The organism is Haloferax sulfurifontis, from assembly GCF_014635105.1.
GTDB lineage: Archaea > Halobacteriota > Halobacteria > Halobacteriales > Haloferacaceae > Haloferax > Haloferax denitrificans.
In genome coordinates, this window is sequence record NZ_BMCI01000006.1 from 266,063 (window position 1) to 289,090 (window position 23,028).

The following is a 23,028-nucleotide window of genomic DNA, read 5'->3' on the forward strand; positions in this document are numbered from 1 at the left end:
CCGCAAGATTATTGACTCTCTGAATATCTCGTATCTAACATGTTTCCCCCGAGTTCTGGGAGCACCTCCGTCGGCGCGATTCTCTGCGTCGCGGCCGACGGCGCTGTCTCCGATTCGGCCGTCTCGGCGCTTCGGGACGCCTTCGAGCGCCCGGTCGAGCGCGCCGAGAGCGCCGCGGCCGCGCGCTCGGCGCTCGCCGACCGCGCCGTCTCCTGTCTCGTCGCCGCCGCGGACCTCCCCGACGGGCTCGACCTCGACGCGCTCGTCACCGCCGCCGACGCTCGCGCCGGGCCTCCGGTGGTCGTCTACGCCGCCGCCGGCGACGAGGCGCTCGCCGCCCGCGCCGTCTCGCTCGGCGTCGACGACTACCTGGTCCGCGACGAGGCCGACGACTCCCACGCGGCCCTCGTCGAGTCGGTCCGGACGCTCTTCGAGCGGGACGCCGACGACCGCTCCCCCGAAACCAGAAGCTACCGCGTCATCGTCGAGGCGATGGAAGACGGTGCGTTCGTCCTCGACGAGAACCGACGTGTGGAGTACGTGAACCCCCGAATCGAGGCGATAACGGGGTGCGCATCCGAGACGCTCCGAGGCGAGCGGTTCGAGTCGCTCGTCGACGCCGGGCTGTTCCCCGCCGACGAGTACGAGCGCTACCGCGACGCCGTCTCGCGGGTCCTCTCGAAGGGCGTCACCGAGCGCCTCGACGTTCGGTTCGTCGACGCCGACGGCGTCTCGCGGCTGTTCGAACTCTCGCTTTCGCCCGTCGGCGACGGCGAGCGGGTGACCGGCGTCGTCGGCATCCCGCGGGACGTGACCGACCGCGAGACGGCCACCACCCAGCGCGGCGAACTGCTCGAACGCATGACGGACGCCTTCTTCGCGCTCGACGCCGACTGGCGCTTCGTCTACCTCAACGACCGCGCGCGAGACGTCTTCAGCGAGGTCAGAGAGCCCGACCTCGGCGAGCGCATCTGGGACCTGGTCCCGTCGCCCGACGGCGCCGAACTGTACGAGAAGTACCACGAGGCGATGCGGACCCAGGAGTCGGTGACGTTCGAGACGTACTCCGAACCGTACGACGGCTGGTTCGAGGTCCGCGCGTACCCCTCGCCGTCGGGGCTGTCGGTCTACTTCCGCGACGTGACGACGCGAAAGCGCTACCTCCACGCCCTCGAATCGACCAATCAACGCCTCGAAACGGTGTTGCAGAACCTGCCGGTCATCCTCTCGGCGTTCGACGCCGAGGGCGTGTTCACCATGTCCGAAGGGGCCGGGCTGGAGTCGCTCGACCGCGAACCCGGCGAGGCCGTCGGTCGCTCCGCCTTCGACCTGTACGACGACACGCCCGCGGCCACCGACGCCATCGCCCGCGGCCTGTCGGGCGAGGTGGTCGACGCCAGAATCGAGTACCGCGGCGCAGTGTACGACGCGTGGTACCGCCCCGTCTTCGACGACGGCGAGGTGTCGGAACTCCTCGGCGTCGCCATCGACGTCACGAACCGCGCGCGGCTCGAAGCCGGCCTCCGGTCCCTGCAAGCGGTCACGCAGGACTTCATCCTGACCGAGAGCGTCGAGGAGGTCGCGGCGCTCGCGGTCGAGGTCGTCCCCGAACTCGTGCCCGACGCCGACGCCGCCGTCTGGCTCGCCGACGACCGCGGTGGCCTGTCGCCGGCCGCTTCGAACGCGGGCAAGTTCGACTCGGGGGCACGAATCGAGGCGTCTCCGAGCGGCTTCGAGTCCGAGGCCGTCACCCGAGTCGACGCGGCGGCGGTCGACGACCGGCTTCTGTCCCCCGACTCCGACGCGGCGTCGGTCCTGCGCGTCCCGCTCGGGAGCCACGGTCTCCTCGTCGCCTCGACCCCCGACGCGTTCCTCGACGTCGACGAGGACCTGCTCGAACTCCTCGGGTCGACGGTCACCTCCGCGCTCTCGGGGACCGTCCGCGAACAGGAGCTTCGCAACCGCGAGGCCGACCTCGCGGCGGCCAACGAGCGGCTCGACGACTTCGTCTCCATCGTCGCCCACGATCTCCGTAACCCGCTCGCGATAGCCACCGGCTATCTCGACCTCGGGATGGAGTCGGGCGAGCGGGCGCACCTCGAACGCGCCGCCAACGCGGTCGACCGGATGTCCGAACTGGTCGAGGAGGTCCTCGACCTCGCCCGCCAGCGGACGCCCGTCGTCGACGCCACGCCCGTCGACCTCGCCCGCGTCGTCGACCACGCGTGGCGGTTCGTCGACACCGGCGACGCGACGCTCGTCCGCGAGGAACTGTTCACCGTCGACGGCGACGACGGCCGCCTGCTCAGGCTCTTCGAGAACCTGTTTCGGAATGCTGTGGAACACGGCTCGACGAGCCGCCGGGACACCCCCGACGACCCCGCGGAGCGCGACACACCGCCCGACGAACCGCTCACTGTTCGCGTCGGTACGCTCGACGACCGCACCGGATTCTACGTCGCGGACAACGGCGTCGGCATCCCCGAGAACATCCGAGAGCGGGTGTTCGACCACGGCTACACCACGACGGCGCGGGGCACCGGATTCGGTCTCGCAATCGTCGACGACATCGCCGACGCCCACGGCTGGTCCGTCTCGCTCGCCGGGTCGGCCGAGGGGGGCGCGCGGTTCGAGTTCGTGACGCAGTCGGAGGGGTTGGCGGCGACCGGGTCGGCGGGGACCGACGAATGACGCACGCGATCCCTGTCGCCGAGGGCGCGGCCTCGATACCGGCCGTGCCGAGCCACGCCCGCCCTCGATTCGACAGACAGCTGACGACTCGGCCGCACGGTGCGGCGCTCGGTTCGCGTTCCGCACCAATCACCATTTGAGCGCCCCCCGACTAGCTTGGCGTATGTGCCACGACTGCGACCGGACCGTCGCTCGTCGAACCGTGTTGTCCGCGGTCGGTGCCGCGGGCGTCGCCGCCACGGCGGGATGTCTGGGCGGCGTCGGAACCGACGGCGGCGGCGACGCTCCCGAGGCACTCGCACTGACCGGCGGCGAGCAGTGCGACGCCTGCGGGATGGTCATCGACCAGCACCCCGGCCCCGCCGGGCAACTGTTCTACGCCGACCACAGCCCCGAGGGCCACGACAACCCGGCGCGGTTCTGTAGCGCCTGGGAGACGTTCTCCTACGCGCTCGACCGCGAGGACGACGGGTGGCGGCTGGCCGGCGGCTACCTCACGGACTACAGCACTGTCGAGTACGACCTGTTCGACGACGGCGGGAAGACGTTCATCTCCGCGCACCTCGACGCCGACGCGTTCGCGCCGATGGACGACCTCGTCTACGTCGTCGGCACCGACGTCAACGGGTCGATGGGCCGCGATTTCGTCCCGTTTTCCGACGACGGCGACGCCGAGGCCTTCGCCGACGCGCACGACGGAACTGTCTACGAGCGCGACGAGATATCTCGCGACCTCATCGCCCGGCGCTGAGGGCTCAGACTCTCTTTTTCGGTCGTTCTCGATTCCTTAGATTCGGAAATCACGCTCCCTTTATATGCTCTCGGCGGTCGTCCGTTCATCTGTTAGGTGAAAGACAATGGCCGCTAACTCACAAATCGAGATGCTGGGGAACAGAATGGACTTCGACTACTCGCAGGGCGTCACGGGCTACGTGCTCGTGCTGACTCGCCTCATCACCGGCTACTGGTTCTTCCACGCCGGCGTGACGAAAATCGTCGGCGAGGCGTTCAGCGCCGCGGGCTACCTCGCGAACGCCCCCGCCGCCTCGCCCCTACAGGGCTTCTTCGCGTGGGCCGCCGCGACCCCGTGGCTCCTCGACTTCACGAACTTCATGATTCCGTGGGGTGAGGCCCTCATCGGTCTCGGACTCCTCGTGGGTGCACTCGTCCGGCTCGCCGCCTTCTTCGGCGGCGTCCTGATGGTGTTCTTCTACCTGGGGAACGCCGACTGGGCCCACGGCGTGGTCAACGGCGACCTGTTCGGGCTGATGATGTTCGCCATCGTCGGGACGCTCGCGGCGGGCCGCATCCTCGGCCTCGACGCCATCATCGAGAAGATGGAGTTCGTCCGCCAGCGCCCCGCGCTCAAGTACCTCCTCGGCTGAGTGGGATATCCTTCCCCCTCGCGGCCGTGTCGGTGCGCCGCGGTGACCCACCAACGCCACCGCACCCGGCGCGCTTCGGCGAACGAACGAACACTACGAACGACGAGACTGATTTTCCCGGCTACTTCCTATCGAGCCTGCTGAGCCCCCGCCAAATCGCCTCGATGAGCCGCGCTTCTCCGTCGAGCTCGCTCGTCTCGTCGTCCCCATCCGCAGAACTGCCCTGTTTCGCCGCTTCCGCACCGTCGACGTCGTCCCAGCCGCGGGCGATGGCGTCTTCGAGGACCGAAAGCGAGTGGTTCTCGAAGTTGTTCATGCCCCGGAACGATTCGAGCGCCGCCGCGGCCTCGTCGTCGAACTCGCCGCTCGGCGTTCCGTCGTAGAAGCCGAGGTCCGACAGCGTTTCGAGGACCGCCTCGGCCGTCTCGCCCGACAGCGACCGAGTATCTTCGGGCGCTTCGCGCTCCAAGAGCGTGATGTCGTACAGCTTGAACACGCGTTCGAGTTCGTCTATCGGGTGGTCGTGGTCGTCGACGCGCACGTCGATCCAGCGGTCGTTGCCGCCGTCGTAGCCGCCCTCGGGCTTGGCGATGTACATCGCCGCGGACTGCTCGCCGCGCTTGTCGCCGCCGGCGTCGTTGCCGGCGTGGAGCGCCGCAAGGAGGCGCTCGGGGAGGCCGCCGTCGGTCGTCTCGAACGCCTCGGCCATCGCGTCCAGCGTCGCCTCGTTTTCGAGGATGTTCCCCTGAACGGTGTAGTGCTCTCCTTGGATGTCGCCGGCCACGTCGAAACAGTCGTCTCCGGTGAAGGCCGCGACGCTCCCGTCGGCCCCCACGACGCCGACCTGTCTGCTCGGGGCCTCGTCGTCGGCGTCGGTCAGTTCGGAAACGACTTCCTCGGCCGAGCGCCCCTCGCGCAGGAGGTCCAATCCGTCGGGGCCGTAGGCGACGTTCGCGAAGCTCTGGGTGGCGATTGCGCCGGCGTCCGCGCTGACGAACGGGACGACGGAGCCGACGCTCACGAACTTCGATTGGACGGCCACGCCGACGGCGTCCTGTTCGGGCTCGCGGGCGACGATGGAGAAGGTCGACGGTCGCGGTGTCATGGGCGGAACCGACGGACGCCGGGCGAATAAGGATTCAGGTGTTCGGGAGAGAGCGCCCGCCCGTCACGCCGAGATGCGGTCGATGTGGGCGTCGATGGCCGCCCGGAGCGACCCGATTGGCTCGTCGGGCTCGAACACCGTCACCCGGCGGGCGCGCGCCCCGGTCAGAATCGAGAGGAACAACTCGGCCTCGGCGTCGGGGTCGATTGCCTCGAACTCGCCGGCCTCGATTCCGCGTTCGAGGATGTCCCGAAGGTGCGCCGTGAGTTCGTCGTCGATGTGTCGGTACTCCTCCCGGTAGGCCTCGTCGTGCCGGGCGTTCATCCGAAGTTCGAACATGGACAGTTGGAGCCGGTAGGCCTCCTCGGAGAGCGTCTCGGGGAGGAGAGCGTCGACCAGCGTTTCGAGTTCCTCTCTGGGCGTGCGGTCCCCCCGCGGGAGGCCGTCGAGGAACTCCGCGAGGACGTAGTCGAGGAAGTCGATCAGTAACTCGTCTTTCCCCTCGTAATGGTAGTACAGGAGCGCCTTGCTGTTCTCGAACTCGTCGGCGATGTCCTGCGTCGTCAGGTTGCCGTAGCCGTGTTTCCGGAGCGCCCTGTAGGTCGCCTCCATGATGCGCCGCTTCGCCGGCTCCAACTCCTCAGCCGGTCCCTCCCGTGCCATGTTCCGCCGGTTCTCGTTCGACGGACGTGTCGCTTTCGGCTCGTCGCGGGCGACTCCCGACGACCCCGGCGTCCGAAGCAACTTTATAACTTTAGGCCAGCCTAAAAATATGGCAGAAGACGACAGTCACCGTTCCGAACTGACGCGGCGGCAGTACCTCACGTACGGGAGCGCGGTCGTCGCGGGCGGACTGGTCGCCGGGTGCGCGAGCGAGTCGACGGATTCGACGGCGACAGCGACTGCGGACGAGTCGGGAGACGCGACGGGGACGACGCCGACCGACGTACCGGAGTCTACGACCGAAGCCGAGGCGGACGATAGCTCGTACTCGGTGTCGATGGCTCCGGTCGGCGAAGTCGAGTTCGACGCCGTGCCGACGAGCGCCCTGACCTACTATCCGGTCTCGGCCGACGCGGCGGTCGCCTTCGGTCACGGCGACGCCATCACCGGCATCGGCTACGACAAGGAGCTGTTCGGCAACACGGTCGACTACTACTACGACGCGCTCGACGGCGTGGAGTTCGAGTGGGAGGACCTCGGCCGCGTCACGCCGGCGTCGAACCCGAACGCCCTCGACAGAGAACTGTTCTACGAACTGGACAGCGACGTTCACTTCCTCGACCCGTGTCTCCTCCGGAGTCCCTCGTTCGACTGGACCGAAGACGAGGTTGCGTCAATCGCGGCCGACGTGGGGCCGTGGTTCGGCAACTACTACAGCCGGACGAACGCCGACCCGCCGGAGCCTTGCCGCGACCGCTACGAGCACTACACGCTCTGGGAGTACCTCGGTCACATCGCGGCGGTGTTCCGGGAAGGAGAGCGCTACCGGGCGTTCAAGTCGCTCCGGGACGACCTCGTCGCCCGGATACGGGCCGACCTCCCGCCGGCGTCCGAGCGGCCGTCGCTCGCGGTCGTCGCCTACACCGGCGGGACGTTCTGGCCGTACGACTTCACGGGGGACGGCTACCTCTGGGCGCACCTCCGCCCGTTCGGGATGCGGAACGCCTTCGCGGCGACCGACGCCCAGACCGGGTCGGACGGTTCGTACGACTACGAGGCGATGGTCGAGACCGCGCCCGACGTCGTCCTCCGGTACTGGGGGACCGCGCTCGGCGACTCGTTCCGCTCGAACCGCGAGGAGGTGCTCTCGGACCCCCTCGCTGACGAGGTGCCCGCGTTCCGCGACGGCCGGTACCACCCGTCCGGAAACGGGATGCAGGGGCCGATTATGAACCTGTTCCAACTGGAGATGACCGCCAAACAGCTCTTCCCCGAGCGGTTCGGCGCGTGGCCCGGCTACGGCGACGGCGAGTCGTACCCCGAGATTCCCGACGACGAACGGCTGTTCGACCGCGAGCGCGTCGCCGACATCGTCGCCGGCGAGTTCTGACGGGCGGCCGAGCGAGGGCCGGTCCAACTCGGTCGCCCAACTCGGTCGCCCCCGCCGCGCCGCCGTTCCCGTTATTAGATTCGAAACTAGCGGCGTCGATTCCCGGTCCCTAACTATAGAGGTCGAACTTATGTATCGCCGCGAATGTTATTATTTGGTAACTATCGATGACGACCTCGGAATCCCCCCATATCGTCTACGTCGACGACGATGCGGCGCTCTTGGACCTCGGCGAGACGTACCTTCGAAAACTCTCTTCGTTCGAGGTGACGACCTGCTCGGACCCGACGGCCGCGCTCGATATCGTTCGTGATTCCGATATCGACTGCGTCGTCAGCGACTACGACATGCCGGCGATGACCGGCGTCGAACTCCTCGAAACGGTCCGCGAGGAACACGGCTCGCTTCCCTTCATCCTCTTTACGGGCAAGGGGAGCGAGGAAGTCGCGAGCGACGCCATCTCCGCGGGCGTCACCGACTACCTCCAGAAACAGCCCTCCTCCGAGCAGTACGAACTCCTCGTCAACCGCATCGAAAACAGCGTCTCCGAGCACCGGGCGACCCGCCGGGCGGAGCGCTACGAGACCGTTCTCGAAGCGCTCGGCTACCCGGTGTACGTCGTCGACGAGCGCGGCCGCTTCACCTACGTCAACGACGCCTTCGCGGACCTCTCGGGCTACGCGGTCGACGAGATTCTCGGGAGCGGCCCGGAGCTCGTGAAAGACGACGCGGACGTGCAGAAGGCGGCCAGCGAACTCGGGGGGGTTCTCTCGTCGAGCGGTCCCGACACGACCCAGTTCGAAATCGAACTCCGGACCGCCGACGGCGAGGCGGTGCCGTGCCGCGACCACATGGGCTATCTCCCCTACGAGGGCGAGGCGTTCCGCGGCTCGGTCGGTATCCTCCGGAACATCTCCGGCGAGCGGGCCCGACGGGACGAACTCGCCCGCGACGAGCACATCATCCGCGCCGCGGGCGACCCGGTCTACTCCCTCGACGCCGACGACCGCTTCGAGTACGTCAACGACGCCTTCGTCGAGCTCGTCGGCCACGACCGCGACCGCGTCCTCGGGTCGCATCTCTCGTCGTACCTGCCCGACGCGGACTACGAGACCTACGAGTCGTTGCGGGCGTCGCTCGGCGACGGCGCGGAGACCGACCGGCTCACCTTCGAGACGCAACTCCTCGCGGCGGACGGCGACGGCCGCGACCGCGTGCCCATGGAGTGTCACCTCACGCTCCTCCACGACGACGGCTGTGAGGTCGTCGGCACGACGGGAATCCTCCGGGACATCTCCGAGCGACTGGCCCAGGAGGCCGAACTGTCGCTGATGCGCCGCGCCATCGACGAGGCCTCGGTCGGCATCACCATCACCGGTCCGAGCGAGGACGACTGCCCCATCGTCTACGCGAACGCCGCCTTCGAGGAGCTCACCGGCTACGACGCCGACGAGATTCTCGGCGAGAACCACCGCGTCCTGCAGGGGCCGGACACCGACGAGGAAGAGTGCGAGCGGTTCCGCGAGGCCATCGCCGACGAGGAGCCGTGCAGTATCGAACTCCTCAACTACCGCCGCGACGGGACGCCGTTTTGGAACCACTGCGAGATAACGCCGGTCCACGGCGACGACGGGCGCGTCGCGAACTACATCGGCTTCCAGCGCGAGGTGACAGAGCGCAACGCCCGCCAGCGCCTGCTCGAACGGCAGAACGAGCGCCTCAGCGAGTTCACGCGGGTCGTCTCGCACGACCTCCGGACGCCGCTGACGACCGCTCGCGGCTACTTCGACATCGTCGCCGAGTCGCCCGGCGACGCGGACGCCGAGGACCTCCGAAAGCTCGGTCGGAGCCTCGACCGCGTCGAGGAGTTGCTCTCGGACCTGACGACGCTCGCCACGCAGGGCGAGACGGTCGTCGAGACGGAGCCGTTGGACTTCCGGCGCGCGGCCGAGCGGGCGTGGGAGACCGTCCCGACCGACGACGCCGAACTCCGGTTCGACCGGACGGCCGGCGGCGCGTCGCGGACGATAGCGGCCGACGAGAGTCGGCTCCGACAGCTCCTCGAGAACCTGTTCGAGAACGCAGTCGCCCACGGCGGACCCGAGGTGACGGTGACCGTCGGCCGGACGCGAAACGGCTTTTTCGTCGAGGACGACGGCGACGGCTTCCCGGCCGACCGCTCGCCCGCGGAGTGCTTCGAAGCCGGCGTGAGCGAGCGTCGCGGCGGCGGCCTCGGCCTCGCCATCGTCAAGCGAATCGCGGCCGCCCACGACTGGACGCCGACCGCGGAGCGCGGTTCGGCCGGCGGCGCGCGGTTCGTCTTCACCGAGTCGGCGACGGCCGCGGGACCGCCCGCCCGGCGACAGCGGAGCGACGACTAACGCCCGCGTCACCCGTACAATTTCTAAAATTTTCACACTTTTTGACGGTCCCGCTCGATTCGTCACTCTCGTTCGGCTCGCGGCGGTCGTCTGCACATCGCTTAAGAACTCCACCGAGAGTTAGGGTCTCATGGTCACGAATCGCATCACGGTGTCGCTCGACGAGGACGCCCAGTCGGCGCTCGACGGGCTCGCCGGCCGGACCGACAAGGCCCAAAGCGAGCTCGTCCGCGAGGCGCTCGTCTTCTACGCGGCCAACTTCGAGGCGGCGACGACCGACGCCGGGCCGAACCTCGAAGCCTACCACCAGATGCTGTCGAGCGGCGAGCACGTCCTCCTCGACGTGGACTTCCTGCACACGTTTCTCGACTACGTGGAGGACGACGACGGCGACCCGGACCCCGCGTTCCTCGACGCCGTCGACCGGGTCGCGGCGTTCCACGCCCACGAGTACCGCGACCGGTTCGAGTCGCTGGGCGAACTCCTCGACTGGCTGTCGTTCTGCGGCTTTCTCACGGTCCGCGCCTCCGAGGGCGACACCTTCCACGTCGTCTTCCCCACCGAGTCTGTCAAGTGGTTCATGTCGCGGTTCATCGCGCTCAGCACCGAGCAGTCGCCGTTCGACATCGAGGTCGAAGAGGGCGTCTCGAAGGTGCTTCTCACCGAGGTCCGGTGAGGGCCACGCCCGGCGCGGACTTCACACTCGTTCATACTCCTTCACACGCGCTCTTCCCGCCGTAAACGGCGTTCTCAACCGGGATTTATCACTCAGAGTTTGATACGTCAATTCACCTCACAGGAAGAACCATGAACATCATCCAACGTCTGAAATCTATCGGTCCGGGTGCGATGGTCGCCGCCGCGTTCATCGGTCCCGGCACGGTCACGACCGCGAGCGTGACGGGCGCGCGATTCGGCTACGCGCTCGTCTGGACCATCGCCTTCTCGATAGTCGCCACTATCGTGCTTCAGGAGATGAGCGCCCGACTCGGCCTCGTCTCCCGCGAGGGCCTCGGCGAGGCGCTCCGCGAGCAGTTCGACAACCCCGCGCTGTCGGGGCTGAGCATCGCCCTCGTCGTGAGCGCCATCGGCATCGGGACGGCCGCCTACGAGACCGGGAACATCCTCGGCGGCGCGGCCGGACTGGAGGGCCTGACCGGCATCAGCGCCAACCTCTGGGGGCCCGCGATGGGCCTCGTCGCCGGCGTCCTCCTGTGGTCCGGCAAGTACAAACTCATCGAGAAAGCGCTCGTCGGTCTCGTCTCCATCATGGCCGTCTCCTTCCTCATCGACGCCGTCCTCATCGGCCCCGACCTCGGCGCGCTCGCCCGCGGGTTCGTCCCGAGCGTCCCGCAGGGGTCTGCGTTCCTCATCACCGGCCTCATCGGGACGACCGTCGTCGGCTACAACCTCTTTCTCCACGCCGGGAGCGTCCAAGAGCGGTGGGCCGGCCCCGAGGAGTTGCACGAGTCGCGGGCCGACACGGTCCTGTCTATCGTCCTCGGCGGCTTCATCACCATCTCGATTCTCGTCACCGCCGCGGCGGCGTTCCCCGTCGGGACGAACATCCAGAACGTGAGCACGATGGCCGAACAGCTCGAACCCCTCGTCGGCACGCAGGCGAAGGTGTTCTTCGGCATCGGGCTGTTCGCCGCGGGCTTCACCAGCGCGACGACCGCCCCGCTGGCCGGCGCGTACGCGACGGCGGGGGCGCTCGGCTGGGACACCGACCTCCAGTCCACGAAGTTCCGCGCCGTCTGGGGCTCGATTCTGCTCGTCGGCATCGTCTTCTCCGCGGTCGGCTACAGCCCCGTGCAGGCCATCGTCTTCGCGCAGGTCGCAAACGGCGTCCTGCTTCCCATCGTCGCCGTCTTCCTCATCTACGTGATGAACGACCGCGACATCCTCGGGTCGTACGCCAACTCCACGCTCCAGAACGTCGTCGGCGGGCTGGTGACGCTCGTCGTCGTCTGGCTCGGCCTCCGAACGCTCTATACGGTCGCCGCCGATATGGGGGTGTTCTGATGGACACAGAAACGCGAATCGGCGTCGACGTCGGCGGCACCTTCACCGACGTGGCGCTTCTGACTCCCGAGGGCCGCCTCGTCACCGCGAAGGTCCCGAGCACGGACGACCAGAGCGTCGGCGTCGTCCGCGGAATCGAGAAGGCCTGCGACGACGCCGGTATCGACCCGGCCGAGGTCGACGCGTTCACCCACGCGATGACCGTCTCGGTCAACGCCCTCCTCGAAGACGACGGCGCGACGACCGCGCTCGTCACCACCGAGGGGTTCCGCGACGTGCTCGAAATCGGCCGACAGGCCCGCCCCGACCTCTACGACGTGACCGCCGACAAGCCCGCCCCGCTCGTCCCGCGCCGCCGCCGATTCGAGGTGACCGAGCGGGCGACCGTCGAGGGCATCCAGACCGAAGTCGACGAGTCGGAGGTCCGCGCGCTCGCCGACGACATCCGCGACGCCGGCGCGGAGAGCGTCGCCGTCTCGCTGTTGCACGCCTACCAGCACCCCGAAAACGAGCGCGTCGTCGCCGGCGTGCTCCGCGAGGAACTCGACGCGCCCGTCTCCGCCTCCCACGAGGTGCTCGCCGAGTTCCGCGAGTTCGAGCGCACCTCGACCACCGCTGTCGACGCCTACGTGACGCCGGCCATCGACAGCTACCTCGGCCGCCTCGAATCCCGCGCGGCCGACCTCGGCGTCCCGGTCCCGAAAATCATGCAGGCCAACGGCGGCATCGCTCCGGCTTCGACCGTGCGCGAACACGCCGTGACGACCACGATGTCCGGGCCGGCGGCGGGCGTCGTCGGCGCGGCGGAGACCGCCACCGACTCCGGCGACGACCTCGCCGGCCTCGTCACCTTCGACATGGGCGGCACCTCCAGCGACGTGAGCCTCGTCCGCGACGGCGAGGTCGAGCGGACCACCGACGCCGAAATCAACGGCCGGCCCATCAAGACGCCGATGGTGGACGTGAACACCGTCGGCGCGGGCGGCGGCTCCATCGCGTGGGTCGACTCGGGCAACGCGCTCCGGGTCGGGCCGCGGTCGTCGGGCGCGAACCCCGGTCCGGCCTGCTACGGCCGCGGCGGCACCGACCCGACCGTGACGGACGCGAACGTCGTCCTCGGCTACATCGGCGGCAGTTCCGCCCTCGGCGGCGAACTCTCACTCGACGTGGAGGCCGCCCGCGACGCGCTCGCCGGCCTCGCCGACGAGGCCGGACTGGACGACGCGCTCGCGGCCGCCCGCGGGGTCTACCGCGTCGCCAACGCCAACATGACGCGGGCGATTCGCGCCGTGACCGTCGAGCGCGGCCACGACCCGCGGCGGTTCGGCCTCGTCGCCTTCGGCGGTGCCGGCCCGATGCACGCCGCCGCGCTCGCCGAGAGCCTCGACATCGAGACCGTGGTCGTTCCGCGGGCCTGCGGCGTCCTCTCGGCGTACGGCCTGCTCGCGGCCGACCAGAAACACGACTCGGTGCGGACGCTCCGCCAACCCCTGTCCGGCCTCGACGCCGCGGCGGTCGAATCCGCCTATGCCGACCTCGAAGCCGACACGCTCGACGACGTGACCGACCCCGACGACGCCGTGGTCCGGCGCGCCGCCGACCTCCGGTACGTCGGCCAGAGCTTCGAACTGACCGTGCCCGTCGGCGAGACGTTCGACGCCGCGGCGGTCGAAGCGCGGTTCCACGAGGCCCACGAGAGCGCCTACGGCTACCGCCTCGACGACCCGGTCGAACTCGTCAACGTCCGGGCGACCGCCGTGGTCGAACGCGACTCCCTCGACGTGACCTACCGCGGCGACGGCGACGCCCGCAAAGACACCCGCGAGGCGTTCTTCGACGGCGCGTTCCGCGAGACGCCCGTCTACGACCGCGACGGTCTCGGCGCGGGAGCGACCGTCGAGGGGCCGGCGATCCTCGAACAGCACGAGAGCACCGTCGTCGTGCCCCCGGCGTGGGGCGGGACGGTCGGGGCCGACGGGACGCTCGTCCTGACCAGCGGGGGTGACGGCGAATGAGCGACCGCGAGGTCGACCCCGTGACGCTCGAAATCATGCGCAACCAGTTCGAGAGCGTCGCCGAGGAGATGGGGCAGGTGCTCATCACCTCGTCGTACTCGCCGAACATCAAGGAGCGCCGCGACTGCTCGACGGCGCTGTTCGACGCCGACGGTCGCCTCGTCGCGCAGGCCGAACACATCCCGGTCCACCTCGGCGCGATGCCCGAGGCCGTGGACACGGTCCTCGACTACGACCCGGAACCGGGCGACGTGTTCGTCCTCAACGACCCCTTCGAGGGCGGCACGCACCTCCCCGACGTGACGATGGTGTCGCCGCTCGCGGTCGACGGCGAGGTGCTCGGCTACGCCGTCTCGCGGGCGCACCACGCCGACGTGGGCGGGATGACGCCCGGCAGTATGCCCGCCGGCGCGCGCGAAATCTATCAGGAGGGGCTCCGACTCCCGCCGGTCAGGCTCGTCGCCGGCGGCGAGACCAACGACGACGTGCTGTCGCTCCTCCTCGCCAACGTCCGCAACCCCGGCGAGCGCCGCGCCGACGTCCGCGCGCAACTCGCGGCCAACGAGCGCGCCGAGGAGCGACTGGCCGACCTCGTCGGGGAACACGGCCGGTCCCGCGTCCTCGCGGCGTTCGACGCCGTGATGGACTACTCCCGGAACCGCGTCACCGCGGAACTGCGCGACCTGCCCGACGGCGAGTACCGCGCCCGCGACGTGCTCGAAGGCGACGGCGTGACCGACGAGGACATCCCCATCGAGGTGACCGCGACGGTCGACGGCGACACCGTCGCGTTCGACTTCGACGGCACGGCCGACCAGGTCGCCGGCAACGTCAACGCCCCGCTCGCGGTCGCCAAGAGCGCGGTGTACTTCGTCGTTCGATGCGTCACTGACCCCGAAATACCGCCAAATCAAGGCTGTTACGACCCCATCTCGGTCGAGGTCCCCGAGGGGTCGCTCCTCAACCCCGACGCCCCCGCGGCGGTCGTCGGCGGCAACGTCGAGACGAGCCAGCGCGTGACCGACGTGGTCTTTTCGGCGCTCGCTGATGCCGCCCCCGAGCGCGTCCCCGCGCAGGGACAGGGGACGATGAACAACCTCACCATCGGCAGTCGCGCCGGCGGCTCGGACGGCTTCACCTACTACGAGACCATCGGCGGCGGGTTCGGCGGCCGCGCCGGCGGCGACGGCATGGACGGCGTGCAGGTCGGGATGACCAACACGCTCAACACGCCGGTCGAGGCGCTGGAAGCCGAGTACCCGCTTTTCGTCGAGGCGTACGGCCTCCGCGAGGGAAGCGGCGGCCGCGGCGAGTTCCGCGGCGGCCTCGGCATCGTCCGGTCGGTCACGGTCGAGACCGACGCGACTGTCTCGCTTCTCACCGAGCGCCGGCGGGTCGCCCCCCGCGGCATCGCCGGCGGCGAGGACGGGGCGACGGGACAGAACCTCGTGGACGGCGAGGCGGTCCCGTCGAAGACGACCCGCGACGTGCCCGCCGGCACGACCGTCACGGTTCGGACGCCGGGCGGCGGCGGCTACGGCGACCCCAACGACCGAGACGACGACGCGGCCCGTCGTGACCGCGAGGACGAAAAGACGGAGTAGCGTCGACCGCCATCTCGGCTTACACAGTCCACAATTTGTACAATTTGTAAACCGCTCGGACGGTCGTCGTCCGTGCGTCACGCGATTGGTCGGACCCGTCGCTCAGTCGTCGTCCCGGTCCGACGACGCCTCTTCGTCTTTTTCCTCGTCGTCGAACGCCTGCATCCGCGGGTCTATCGCCGGGTCGCGCTGTTGCTTTCGCGCCCGGCGCTTCGCCGCGCCGACGAGCGAGTCGTCGCTCGACTGGGACTCCACGAACGTCTCGTCGCCGATGGCGCTCTCGGCGATGTCTCGAAGCGCCCCGAGGCGCTCGCGGTCGCTCGGCGACTGACTCCGCTCCCGCCCCCGACCGCCCCGGCGTCCCGACCCGCGGGCGTCGCGGTCGTCGTCCGGTGGAGAGCGCTGTGTGAACTGCGTCGCGTCCGTTATCAGCAACTGCACCTGGTCTTTCGCGCGGTAGTGGTGGTCCTTCGCGCCGGCGAACTCGAACCGCGCGCCTTCGCCGAGGTACGGGTGGCTCACGCCGTCGGGGACGACGAACACGACGCCGTTCGGCGCGCTCTCGTCGGTGAGGTGGCCGATGATGTCCGGCGTGCCGGGGTCGTTCTTGTCCACCCAATCGACCGACTCGACCGTCGCCTCCACGGTCACGTACGCCCCGCTCCCGGTGAGTTCCGAGAGCGTTCGCGTCGACTCCGCGCTCCCCGCGTCGTTCGACGCCGCCTCTGATTCCGACGCCGACGCCGATTCGGTCGCCGATTCGGCCGTCGATTCCGGGCCGTCGGAACCCAAACCTGACTGGTCCGCTCCGACCGAGGCGAAGAGGTAGTCCACGTCACTGCCGCGTCCCGCCATGTAGTTCGAGACGGTGATACTCACTCGCGTCGGTCCCGATGAATCGGCGGGTTCGTCGCCGTCATCGAAGATGCATTTCACGTCGGAATCGGTTTCGGGCGACTGGAGAAACCACGCGCCGTCGCGTCTCTCGACGGTCACCGTCCCCGTCGACCCCGACTGAGTGAACCAATCCGTTGACATACAGTTTGTTCGAGTTCGACGTGTGATATGTGTTTCTCAGGTTAGAGAACTGAATGGCGAACTCGCGGTCGAGAGTCGAGTCGAACGGGCGGAACAGCCGCGCCGCGCCGTCACGCGTCCCGTCCCGTCAGCCTGCGCCGCGGATACGACTGCGCCCCGCCCCGCGTGTTCCGCGCGATAATCGTCGCCGTCGCGGACTGCCGGTCGTCGCGGGGTTCGGTCGTCTCGTCGTAGTAGAGCACGGTGAGGTCGAGACAGGCGCGGAGCAGTTCGTTCGAGTCGAAGCGGTATCTGTCGGTGCTCGGCCCCACCGTCGCCGGCGGGTCGGCCCGCAGGTGGTGCTGGTAGAACAGCACGCCGCCGGGCTTCAGCGCCGCCTTGACGTCGGCGAGGCGGTCCAGCGTCCGGAAGTAGCTGATGGTGACGAGGTCGTACCTCGACTCGGGGAACTCGTGGGTCGTCGCGTCGGCCCGAATCGTCTCCACGCGGTCGGCGAACCCGCGGGAACGGGCGCGCTCGTCGACGATGCTCAGCCCCTCGCCGGACTGGTCGAGCGCGTCCACCCGGTAGCCGTTCGCGGCGAGAAACAGCGCGTTGCGACCGTTGCCGGCCGCCACGTCGAGCGCGCGGCCGTCGGGCAGTTCGTCGAGGTACGCCCGGAGCACCGGCGACGGCTCCGGGTCGGTCGGGTACGTTCCGGTCCGGTAGCGTTCGTCCCACTCCATACGGGCGCTACGCGGACCGCCGTGTTCAAGCTACGGCGTCGGTCTCGGCGGGCGGGCCGCGGAAGCGCCAGCGCTTTCCGCGCCAGCGACGTGGTGGTAGCCGTGCCCTCGATTCGCCCCGACGAACTCGCCGCCCGCCTCGACGACGGGGACGGCCCCTTCGTCCTCGATGTCCGCCCGGAGTCGAACTACCGACGCGGCGCAATCGACGGGAGCCGAAACGTCCCCGTCTACGACGACCTCCGGTCGGGCGACGACGCCTCGCTTCGGCGCCGGCTGGACGAGATTCCGCGGGACCGCGACGTGGTCGTCGTCTGTAAGATGGGCGTCGTCGCAAAGCGGGCGACGGGGCTCCTCCGCGAGGAGGGGTACGACGCGGTGACGCTCGCGGGCGGGATGAGCGGGTGGAACGGTTACCAGCGCGGGTCGCTGAGCTACAAACTCCGGTCTTTCGTCTGGCGGCTGTTCTGAGTCTCCGCTCGCGGCGCGCCGAGCGCGTGGGCGATCGCCCGATATGACAAAGAGCCAATACTCTCACCGGCAGTACGGCCACTTATCCGTCTCCGGCAGAGAGTACGCGGTATGACGATTGAAACCGGCGACTCCGTTTCGCTCGAATACGTCGGACAGCTCCCTGACGGCACGATTTTCGACACGTCGCGTCAGGACGTGGCCGAGGCCGAGGGTCTCGCGGAGGCCCAGCCCGACCGCGACTACGAGCCGCTCGCGGTCGAGGTCGGCGCGGGAACCGTCATCGAGGGGCTCGACGAGGCGCTCGTCGGCATGTCCGTCGGCGACGAGGAGAGCATCGAAATCCCGCCGGAGAAGGCCTACGGCGAGCACGACGAGGACCTCGTCCGCGAGCACGAGACCGAACAGCTCCGCGAGGTACTCGGCGACGAGCCCGAGGAAGGTCTGTACGTCCAGACCCAGCAGGGCGGCCTCGGCGAAATCGTCCACGCCGACGACGACGTGGTCCGCATCGACTTCAACCACGAACTCGCCGGCGAGACGCTCGTCTTCGACGTCGAAATCCTCGACGCGAACTGAGCTGAACTGAACTGAGCCGCCGTCTCGCGGCTCGGTGCGTTTTTTCTCCCGCTACTCGCGCCACCACGCGATAGCGTACACCGCTCCTCCGACGAGAAGCAGGACCGCGCCGACGCCCGCGACGCCGAGGCCGACGACGAGCGCGGCCCCGAAGCCGAAGTCGTCGACGTGCGCGTAGGCGGTGATGCTGTAGAGCGTCCCCTCCTTCTCGACGAGCGCCGGGAGGCGGTCCACGAAGGCGTCGTTCACCCGCGGTCGGTAGCCGAAGTCGTCGTCCGAGGAGTTCCGGAGGACGCCGTCGACCGTCTCTCTGGCCGCCGGCGAGAGGTTCTCGTAGCTGTACGCGCTCCGTTCGACGGTGGTGTTCGCAACACGCCGGAGCGTGGTGTTTCGCGCAGTGACGACCGACCCGTTCTCTCGCACGCTGAACCGGTAGTACTGCTCGCGCTCGCCGTAGGCGTCGTGAACGTACGTGTTGTTCCGCGCTATCGCGCGGAGGTCGGCTTGCGCGCCCGCCGCCGTCGTTCGGGCGGTCCCGTTGCGCATCGCCGCCGCCAGCGTCTCGCGGGTCTCGTTCGGCGCGCGGTACTCGTCGGCCGAGTACCGCTGGCTCACCTGATGCACCGAAATCGAGACCGACCGGCCGTGACGGCGCACGATGTGCTCGATGTCCGAGTGGTTCGCGAGCGTGACCGGCTCGGCCCGGTACGACTGCGAGGTTTGCGGCGGCGGCGACGTCGCGTCCGCGAGCGCGGGCAGATACACCGGCGCGGGGAGGCAGACGAGACCGACCACCGCGAGGAGGAGAGCGAGTTTCCGGAGACGCATTATCGGGCGTTCCGCCGAGTCGGGTAAGTGCTTTTTCCCCGGCTCGGGGGTTCGTCGGCCCCTACTCGTCCAGCGGCGGGTTCGCGTCGAGGCAGTCTTCGACCCGCTCGCGCTCCTCGCGGGCCGCGGCCAGCTCGTCTGCGACGACGCCCCGCCGGAGGCGGTCGCGCTGGTCTTCGGTGAGTTCCGCGCGGGCGACCGCGGCGTCGCGGAGGCGGTCGTAGGACTCCTCGTACGTCAGTTCGTGGACTTCCCGGGCGCGGGCGACCGTCTCGTCGTCGGCGAATCGACTCCCGACGGCGACGAGTTCCTTCGTCCGCCAGCGGAGTTCCGAGGCGGACGCCGGCGGCCACGACACGGTCAGCGAGTCGGCGTCGAGCGTCTCCAGAAACCGTTTGTTCGTCCCGACGGCCGCGGAGAACCGCTTGGGGTCCTCGACGTAGTGGTCGAGCTTCGACCGCGAGTAGCCGGCGTACTCGACGAGCGTCGGAATCGGCTCGTCGCCGATGGCGGCGGTTTCGAGGTACTCGCGCAGTCGCTCGGGGGGACTGGGCGTCTCGACCAGCGGGTACGACTCGGCGGCCGCCAGCCACGCGAGCACCCCGCGGGCCGACGACTCGGCGCGGAACCGGTCGAACGCCTCGGTGACGGCGTCGTCGTATCGCTCGATGGGGTCGCGGAGTTCGTCCACCGGCGCGTCGATGTCGGCCTCGCCGAGTTCCCGCACGCGTTCGAGGCGGTCGACTCGCGCGTCGAGTTCGTCTGCCCGCTCCCGCAGTCGCCGGCGGGCGCTCCGGTAGTCGTCTCTCGCCTCGTCCAGTTCGCCGAGGAGCGCCGCCTCCTCGCGGGCGGGGGCCAACTCGCGTCTGGCCTGCTCGAAGTCGGACGCCGACAGCGACGAGGTGATGCCGGTCGTGAGCGACTCGTTGGCGTCGATGAAGGCGTCGCTGTGGCGCACGTCCGCGGGGACCTCCTCCAACCGGTCCGACAGCGCCTCGCGGAACGCGACGTAGCCTTCGAGGTCGTCGGTCGCGCGCTCCTCGTATCGGTCGAGAATCCCGGTCACGTCGCGGACGGCGGACGCGAGCGTTCGAAGCTCCTCGCGGCCGATTTCGTCGACCGCCTCGCGTCGGTCGCGGAGGGTTTCGGCCGCCGTGCGGAGCGCCGCCACGGGGTCGTCGGCGAGCGCGGCGTCAGCCACGTCGCGGCACCTCGGGCGGGCGTTCCGTTCGCGGAATCGGTGTCATGCCCAACGAGTCGGTGCGCGAGGGTTGAAAACTTGATGCCCGCGGACGGCGGCGAGACGACCGCGAACGAGAGGCCGTCAGCGACGGTCTCGGCCGGTCACCACGTCGAACGCGCAGGCGGTCGCGACCGCGAGCACGCAGAGCGCGACCGACGGCGCGAGGGAAAACAGGTCGACCGCGCCGGGGAACGCGGCCACCACGAGGAGCGAGACGGCGTAGTAGGCACCGGCGGCCGCGGCCGACGCACGGGCCGGCGCGGCCCGCAGTCGTGGGAGCGCGAGCATCGCACAGAGCGCGACGCCGCCGGCGACGACGACAGAGCCGGCGAGTCCCGCGCCGACGAGGTCGGCCCGCGCGCCGATGAACGTCCCGAGGCCGAGCGTCGCGTTCAGGTAGGCCGCCCGTCGGACGAGGGCTCCGTAGCCCGCGTCGGGGCCGAGACCGAGTTCGCTGTCCTCGATGCGGTGCCACGGCGCGCCGACAGAGACGGCGCCCAACCGGAGCGCGCCGATGGCGAGGCAGGCGACAGACAGCGAGACGACGGCCGCGGTCGTGACCGCAACGGGCGTCGAGACGGTCATGAAGGCGACCCAGAGCATCGGAAGCGCGAGGAGTAGGTGCTGTCCGAGCCCGAAGTAGACCGTCGCGTCGAGCCACGCGTCAATGCCACCCTCGCCGTCGTCGCCGCGCTGTCGGCGTCGGTTCCGGCGGCGGCGTCGCGGCCGCGTTTCGCCGCCGCGGGACGACTCGTTTCTCGGTGCCATGGTCGTCCCGTTGTGACTGCTGTCTGATAACTGTGTGGCGCGCCGGGGGTCGTGCCGCCGGAGACGGGGGTCCGCGGACGCCGTCCGGCGAAAGGACTTACCGGCGACCGGGTGTATGACAAGCCATGTACGAGCGCATCCTCCTGCCGGTCGACGAGAGCACGTCGTCGAGCGCGGTCCTCCACCACGCCAGCGAACTCGCCCACTGGGACGACGCGGAGATTCGACTGCTCTTCGTCGCCGACACGACCCGCGACAGCGTCACCGTCGTCGACAACGAAGTGGTCGACGCGCTCGAACGCGAGGGCGAGAGCGTCGTCGAGGAGGCGGCGCAGACGCTCAAAAATCTCGGCGTCGACTACTCGACGGACGTGGTGCAGGGCAACCCCGCTCCGACCATCGTCCAGTACGCCGAGGAGTACGACTACGACCTGATCGTAATGCCGACCCACGGGCGGGAGGGCATCTCCCGACAGCTTCGCGGGAGCGTCACGGAGAAGGTCGTCCGCCTGTCTGACCGCCCGGTTCTCACCGCCCGCATGAAGCCCGACGAAGAGCTGACGTTCCCCTACGAGCGCATCCTCATCCCGACCGACGGCAGTCGCTCCGCGAAGCGGGCGACGAGCCACGGCCTCGAACTCGCGGCCGAACTCGACGCGACGGTCCACGTGCTGTCGGTCGTCGACGACTCCGCGCTCGGGTTCGACGTGCGGTCGATGCTCTCCGGCGAGGAGAGCGAGCGCGGGGCGAACGAGGCGATTTCGCAGGTCGTCGAGGAGGCGAACGAACACGGCGTCACGAAGCTCGCCGAGACCATCGAACACGGCTCGCCGAGCGAGGCGATTCGGGAGTACGTCGCGGACAACGACATCCACGCCGTCGTCATGGGGACGACCGGGCGGAGCGGCGTCGACCGCATCCTCCTCGGGAGCGTCGCCGAGGAGACGGTCCGGAGCGTTCCGGTTCCCGTCATCACGGTGTCGCCGGCGGAGGAGTAACCCGACCGGGCCGCTGACGGCGGGTCGTCCGACTCGGGATACAGCTATTACCCGCGGGCGACGTATCGGCGCAGTAGCCGTGGCCGAACCGGACCGTCTCGGACGCCCGTCTATCCCCGACAGCCGGAGGTCTCGATAGCGATGCTCCGCGCGACCATCCTCCTCGAACTGAACGAGGACTACGTGCTGTCGCACGTGAGCGACCTCGTCGACGGCCCGGTCGTCGTGACGAACTGCGAGGTGCTCGGCGAGACGGACATCCGCTTCGTCGTCGACGCCGGCGAGCACCGCGACGAGATGGCCGAGCGGCTCGCCGCCAGCGAGGTCGTCAGCGACCTCGAACTCGTCGGCGACGACCAACTGCTCATCACGAAGCGGTCGTCCGGCGCGCTCCCGATCATCCGCGAGAACCACGGGATGCTCCAGCGGATGAGCCAGTTCTACGGGCGCTCGCGCGTCTTCGACGTGGTCGTGTTCCGGCGGGCCGACCTCAAGGCAATCATCTCGGGACTCCGGTCGCTCGGGACCGTCGAACTCCGGCGGCTGAAACCCTTCGTCGGCCCCTCCACGCGGCTCTCGAAGCGGCAGGCCGAGGTCGTCGGCTACGCGCTCGAACGCGGCTACTACGACTGGCCGCGGGGCGTCACGGTCGAGGAAATCGCGGCGGCGTTCGAGGTGAGCAGGCCGACCGTGTTGGAACACCTCCGCCGGGCCGAAAAGAAACTCCTCAGCGACGCGCTCGCCGACGCGACGACGCCCGCGAACCCCGACAGCACCTGACCTCCGACTCCTCCCGGCTCCTCTCGACTCCTTCCGGTTCCTCTGGACTCCTCCCGGTTCCTCCCCGACTCCCACCGGTTCCTCCCCGACTCCCACCGGTTCGGCCCCCAGCGCGCCGCGAGCCGGCTTTTAAGCGCCTAGTACACCTGAAATACGTCACCATATCTTCGAAAACCAATATAAAGAGCCAACAGGGGTAGGCACTACTCCCGTGCCCTCTACCAGTGTACGTATTGTTTGCAATTACCATGATAAATGGGAATCACTCACGCGGTGGCGACGAGCGGAAAACGCGCGGGTCGTCACGCCGGACGTTCCTCGCGGCGGTCGGAAGCGCGG

20 protein-coding genes are annotated in these 23,028 nt (G+C 69.1%); 13 read left to right on the forward strand and 7 right to left on the reverse strand.

Features of this window, described 5'->3' with window-relative positions; translation table 11 throughout:
* Window positions 1–39: 39 nt before the first annotated feature.
* The 3 genes from IEV64_RS16600 (at window position 40) to IEV64_RS16610 (ending at window position 4,076) form a co-directional block, all read left to right on the forward strand.
* Window positions 40–2,691, forward strand: coding sequence for a PAS domain-containing protein (locus IEV64_RS16600; RefSeq protein ID WP_188424552.1), 2,652 nt, complete (start codon window positions 40–42; stop codon window positions 2,689–2,691).
* A gap of 163 nt (window positions 2,692–2,854) precedes the next feature.
* Window positions 2,855–3,442 carry a nitrous oxide reductase accessory protein NosL gene (locus IEV64_RS16605; protein WP_007276293.1) on the forward strand — a complete coding sequence of 196 codons (588 nt, stop codon included), beginning with the start codon at window positions 2,855–2,857 and terminating at the stop codon, window positions 3,440–3,442.
* A 145-nt stretch (window positions 3,443–3,587) separates the two neighbouring features.
* Window positions 3,588–4,076, forward strand: coding sequence for a TQO small subunit DoxD (locus tag IEV64_RS16610; protein WP_188424616.1), 489 nt, complete (start codon window positions 3,588–3,590; stop codon window positions 4,074–4,076).
* A gap of 121 nt (window positions 4,077–4,197) precedes the next feature.
* On the opposite strand, the gene IEV64_RS16615 is transcribed toward IEV64_RS16610, so the two are convergent.
* Window positions 4,198–5,181, reverse strand: a complete 984-nt coding sequence (locus IEV64_RS16615; RefSeq protein ID WP_007276295.1) for a DUF1028 domain-containing protein — start codon at window positions 5,179–5,181, stop codon at window positions 4,198–4,200.
* A gap of 63 nt (window positions 5,182–5,244) precedes the next feature.
* The gene (locus IEV64_RS16620; RefSeq protein WP_188424555.1) at window positions 5,245–5,844 is read right to left on the reverse strand and encodes a TetR/AcrR family transcriptional regulator; all 600 of its coding nucleotides are present in this window, start codon (window positions 5,842–5,844) and stop codon (window positions 5,245–5,247) included.
* Between the two features lie 109 nt (window positions 5,845–5,953).
* Between IEV64_RS16620 and IEV64_RS16625 the strand changes: the two genes are divergently transcribed.
* The 6 genes from IEV64_RS16625 (at window position 5,954) to IEV64_RS16650 (ending at window position 15,259) form a co-directional block, all read left to right on the forward strand.
* On the forward strand, window positions 5,954–7,234 hold the full coding sequence (locus IEV64_RS16625; protein WP_007276297.1) for an ABC transporter substrate-binding protein: 1,281 nt from the start codon (window positions 5,954–5,956) through the stop codon (window positions 7,232–7,234).
* Between the two features lie 167 nt (window positions 7,235–7,401).
* Window positions 7,402–9,615 (forward strand): PAS domain S-box protein, encoded by a 2,214-nt coding sequence (locus IEV64_RS16630; protein WP_188424557.1) that lies wholly within the window; start codon window positions 7,402–7,404, stop codon window positions 9,613–9,615.
* Between the two features lie 130 nt (window positions 9,616–9,745).
* Window positions 9,746–10,291, forward strand: coding sequence for a ribbon-helix-helix protein, CopG family (locus IEV64_RS16635; protein WP_007276299.1), 546 nt, complete (start codon window positions 9,746–9,748; stop codon window positions 10,289–10,291).
* A gap of 131 nt (window positions 10,292–10,422) precedes the next feature.
* Window positions 10,423–11,640 (forward strand): Nramp family divalent metal transporter, encoded by a 1,218-nt coding sequence (locus IEV64_RS16640; RefSeq protein ID WP_049920681.1) that lies wholly within the window; start codon window positions 10,423–10,425, stop codon window positions 11,638–11,640.
* The gene (locus IEV64_RS16645) at window positions 11,640–13,655 is read left to right on the forward strand and encodes a hydantoinase/oxoprolinase family protein (RefSeq protein WP_188424559.1); all 2,016 of its coding nucleotides are present in this window, start codon (window positions 11,640–11,642) and stop codon (window positions 13,653–13,655) included. Before IEV64_RS16640 ends, IEV64_RS16645 begins: the two co-directional genes overlap by 1 nt.
* Entirely contained in the window at window positions 13,652–15,259 is a 1,608-nt protein-coding gene (locus IEV64_RS16650) for a hydantoinase B/oxoprolinase family protein (RefSeq protein WP_188424561.1), read from the forward strand. The genes IEV64_RS16645 and IEV64_RS16650 overlap by 4 nt, the downstream gene beginning before the upstream one ends.
* 102 nt (window positions 15,260–15,361) lie before the next feature.
* On the opposite strand, the gene IEV64_RS16655 is transcribed toward IEV64_RS16650, so the two are convergent.
* Window positions 15,362–16,297, reverse strand: coding sequence for a hypothetical protein (locus IEV64_RS16655; RefSeq protein WP_167321015.1), 936 nt, complete (start codon window positions 16,295–16,297; stop codon window positions 15,362–15,364).
* 110 nt (window positions 16,298–16,407) lie between these two features.
* The gene (locus IEV64_RS16660; protein ID WP_188424563.1) at window positions 16,408–17,022 is read right to left on the reverse strand and encodes a class I SAM-dependent methyltransferase; all 615 of its coding nucleotides are present in this window, start codon (window positions 17,020–17,022) and stop codon (window positions 16,408–16,410) included.
* Window positions 17,023–17,124: 102 nt separating this feature from the next.
* Between IEV64_RS16660 and IEV64_RS16665 the strand changes: the two genes are divergently transcribed.
* On the forward strand, window positions 17,125–17,493 hold the full coding sequence (locus tag IEV64_RS16665) for a rhodanese-like domain-containing protein (RefSeq protein WP_188424565.1): 369 nt from the start codon (window positions 17,125–17,127) through the stop codon (window positions 17,491–17,493).
* A 111-nt stretch (window positions 17,494–17,604) separates the two neighbouring features.
* On the forward strand, window positions 17,605–18,072 hold the full coding sequence (locus IEV64_RS16670; protein WP_007276306.1) for an FKBP-type peptidyl-prolyl cis-trans isomerase: 468 nt from the start codon (window positions 17,605–17,607) through the stop codon (window positions 18,070–18,072).
* Between the two features lie 51 nt (window positions 18,073–18,123).
* Here the strand turns inward: IEV64_RS16670 and IEV64_RS16675 are convergent, their stop codons facing one another.
* The 3 genes from IEV64_RS16675 to IEV64_RS16685 form a co-directional block, all read right to left on the reverse strand.
* A complete protein-coding gene (locus IEV64_RS16675) occupies window positions 18,124–18,900 on the reverse strand; it encodes a DUF7979 domain-containing protein (RefSeq protein ID WP_188424567.1) in 777 nt (258 codons plus the stop codon).
* Window positions 18,901–18,961: 61 nt separating this feature from the next.
* Window positions 18,962–20,101, reverse strand: coding sequence for a DUF7118 family protein (locus IEV64_RS16680; protein WP_007276308.1), 1,140 nt, complete (start codon window positions 20,099–20,101; stop codon window positions 18,962–18,964).
* Between the two features lie 123 nt (window positions 20,102–20,224).
* The gene (locus tag IEV64_RS16685; protein ID WP_188424569.1) at window positions 20,225–20,911 is read right to left on the reverse strand and encodes a DUF8215 family protein; all 687 of its coding nucleotides are present in this window, start codon (window positions 20,909–20,911) and stop codon (window positions 20,225–20,227) included.
* 125 nt (window positions 20,912–21,036) lie between these two features.
* Here IEV64_RS16685 and IEV64_RS16690 point away from each other — a divergent pair, with 125 nt between their 5' ends.
* Window positions 21,037–21,909 carry a universal stress protein gene (locus IEV64_RS16690; protein ID WP_007276310.1) on the forward strand — a complete coding sequence of 291 codons (873 nt, stop codon included), beginning with the start codon at window positions 21,037–21,039 and terminating at the stop codon, window positions 21,907–21,909.
* 141 nt (window positions 21,910–22,050) lie between these two features.
* The gene (locus IEV64_RS16695) at window positions 22,051–22,689 is read left to right on the forward strand and encodes a helix-turn-helix domain-containing protein (RefSeq protein ID WP_007276311.1); all 639 of its coding nucleotides are present in this window, start codon (window positions 22,051–22,053) and stop codon (window positions 22,687–22,689) included.
* The last annotated feature ends 339 nt before the right edge of the window (window positions 22,690–23,028 follow it).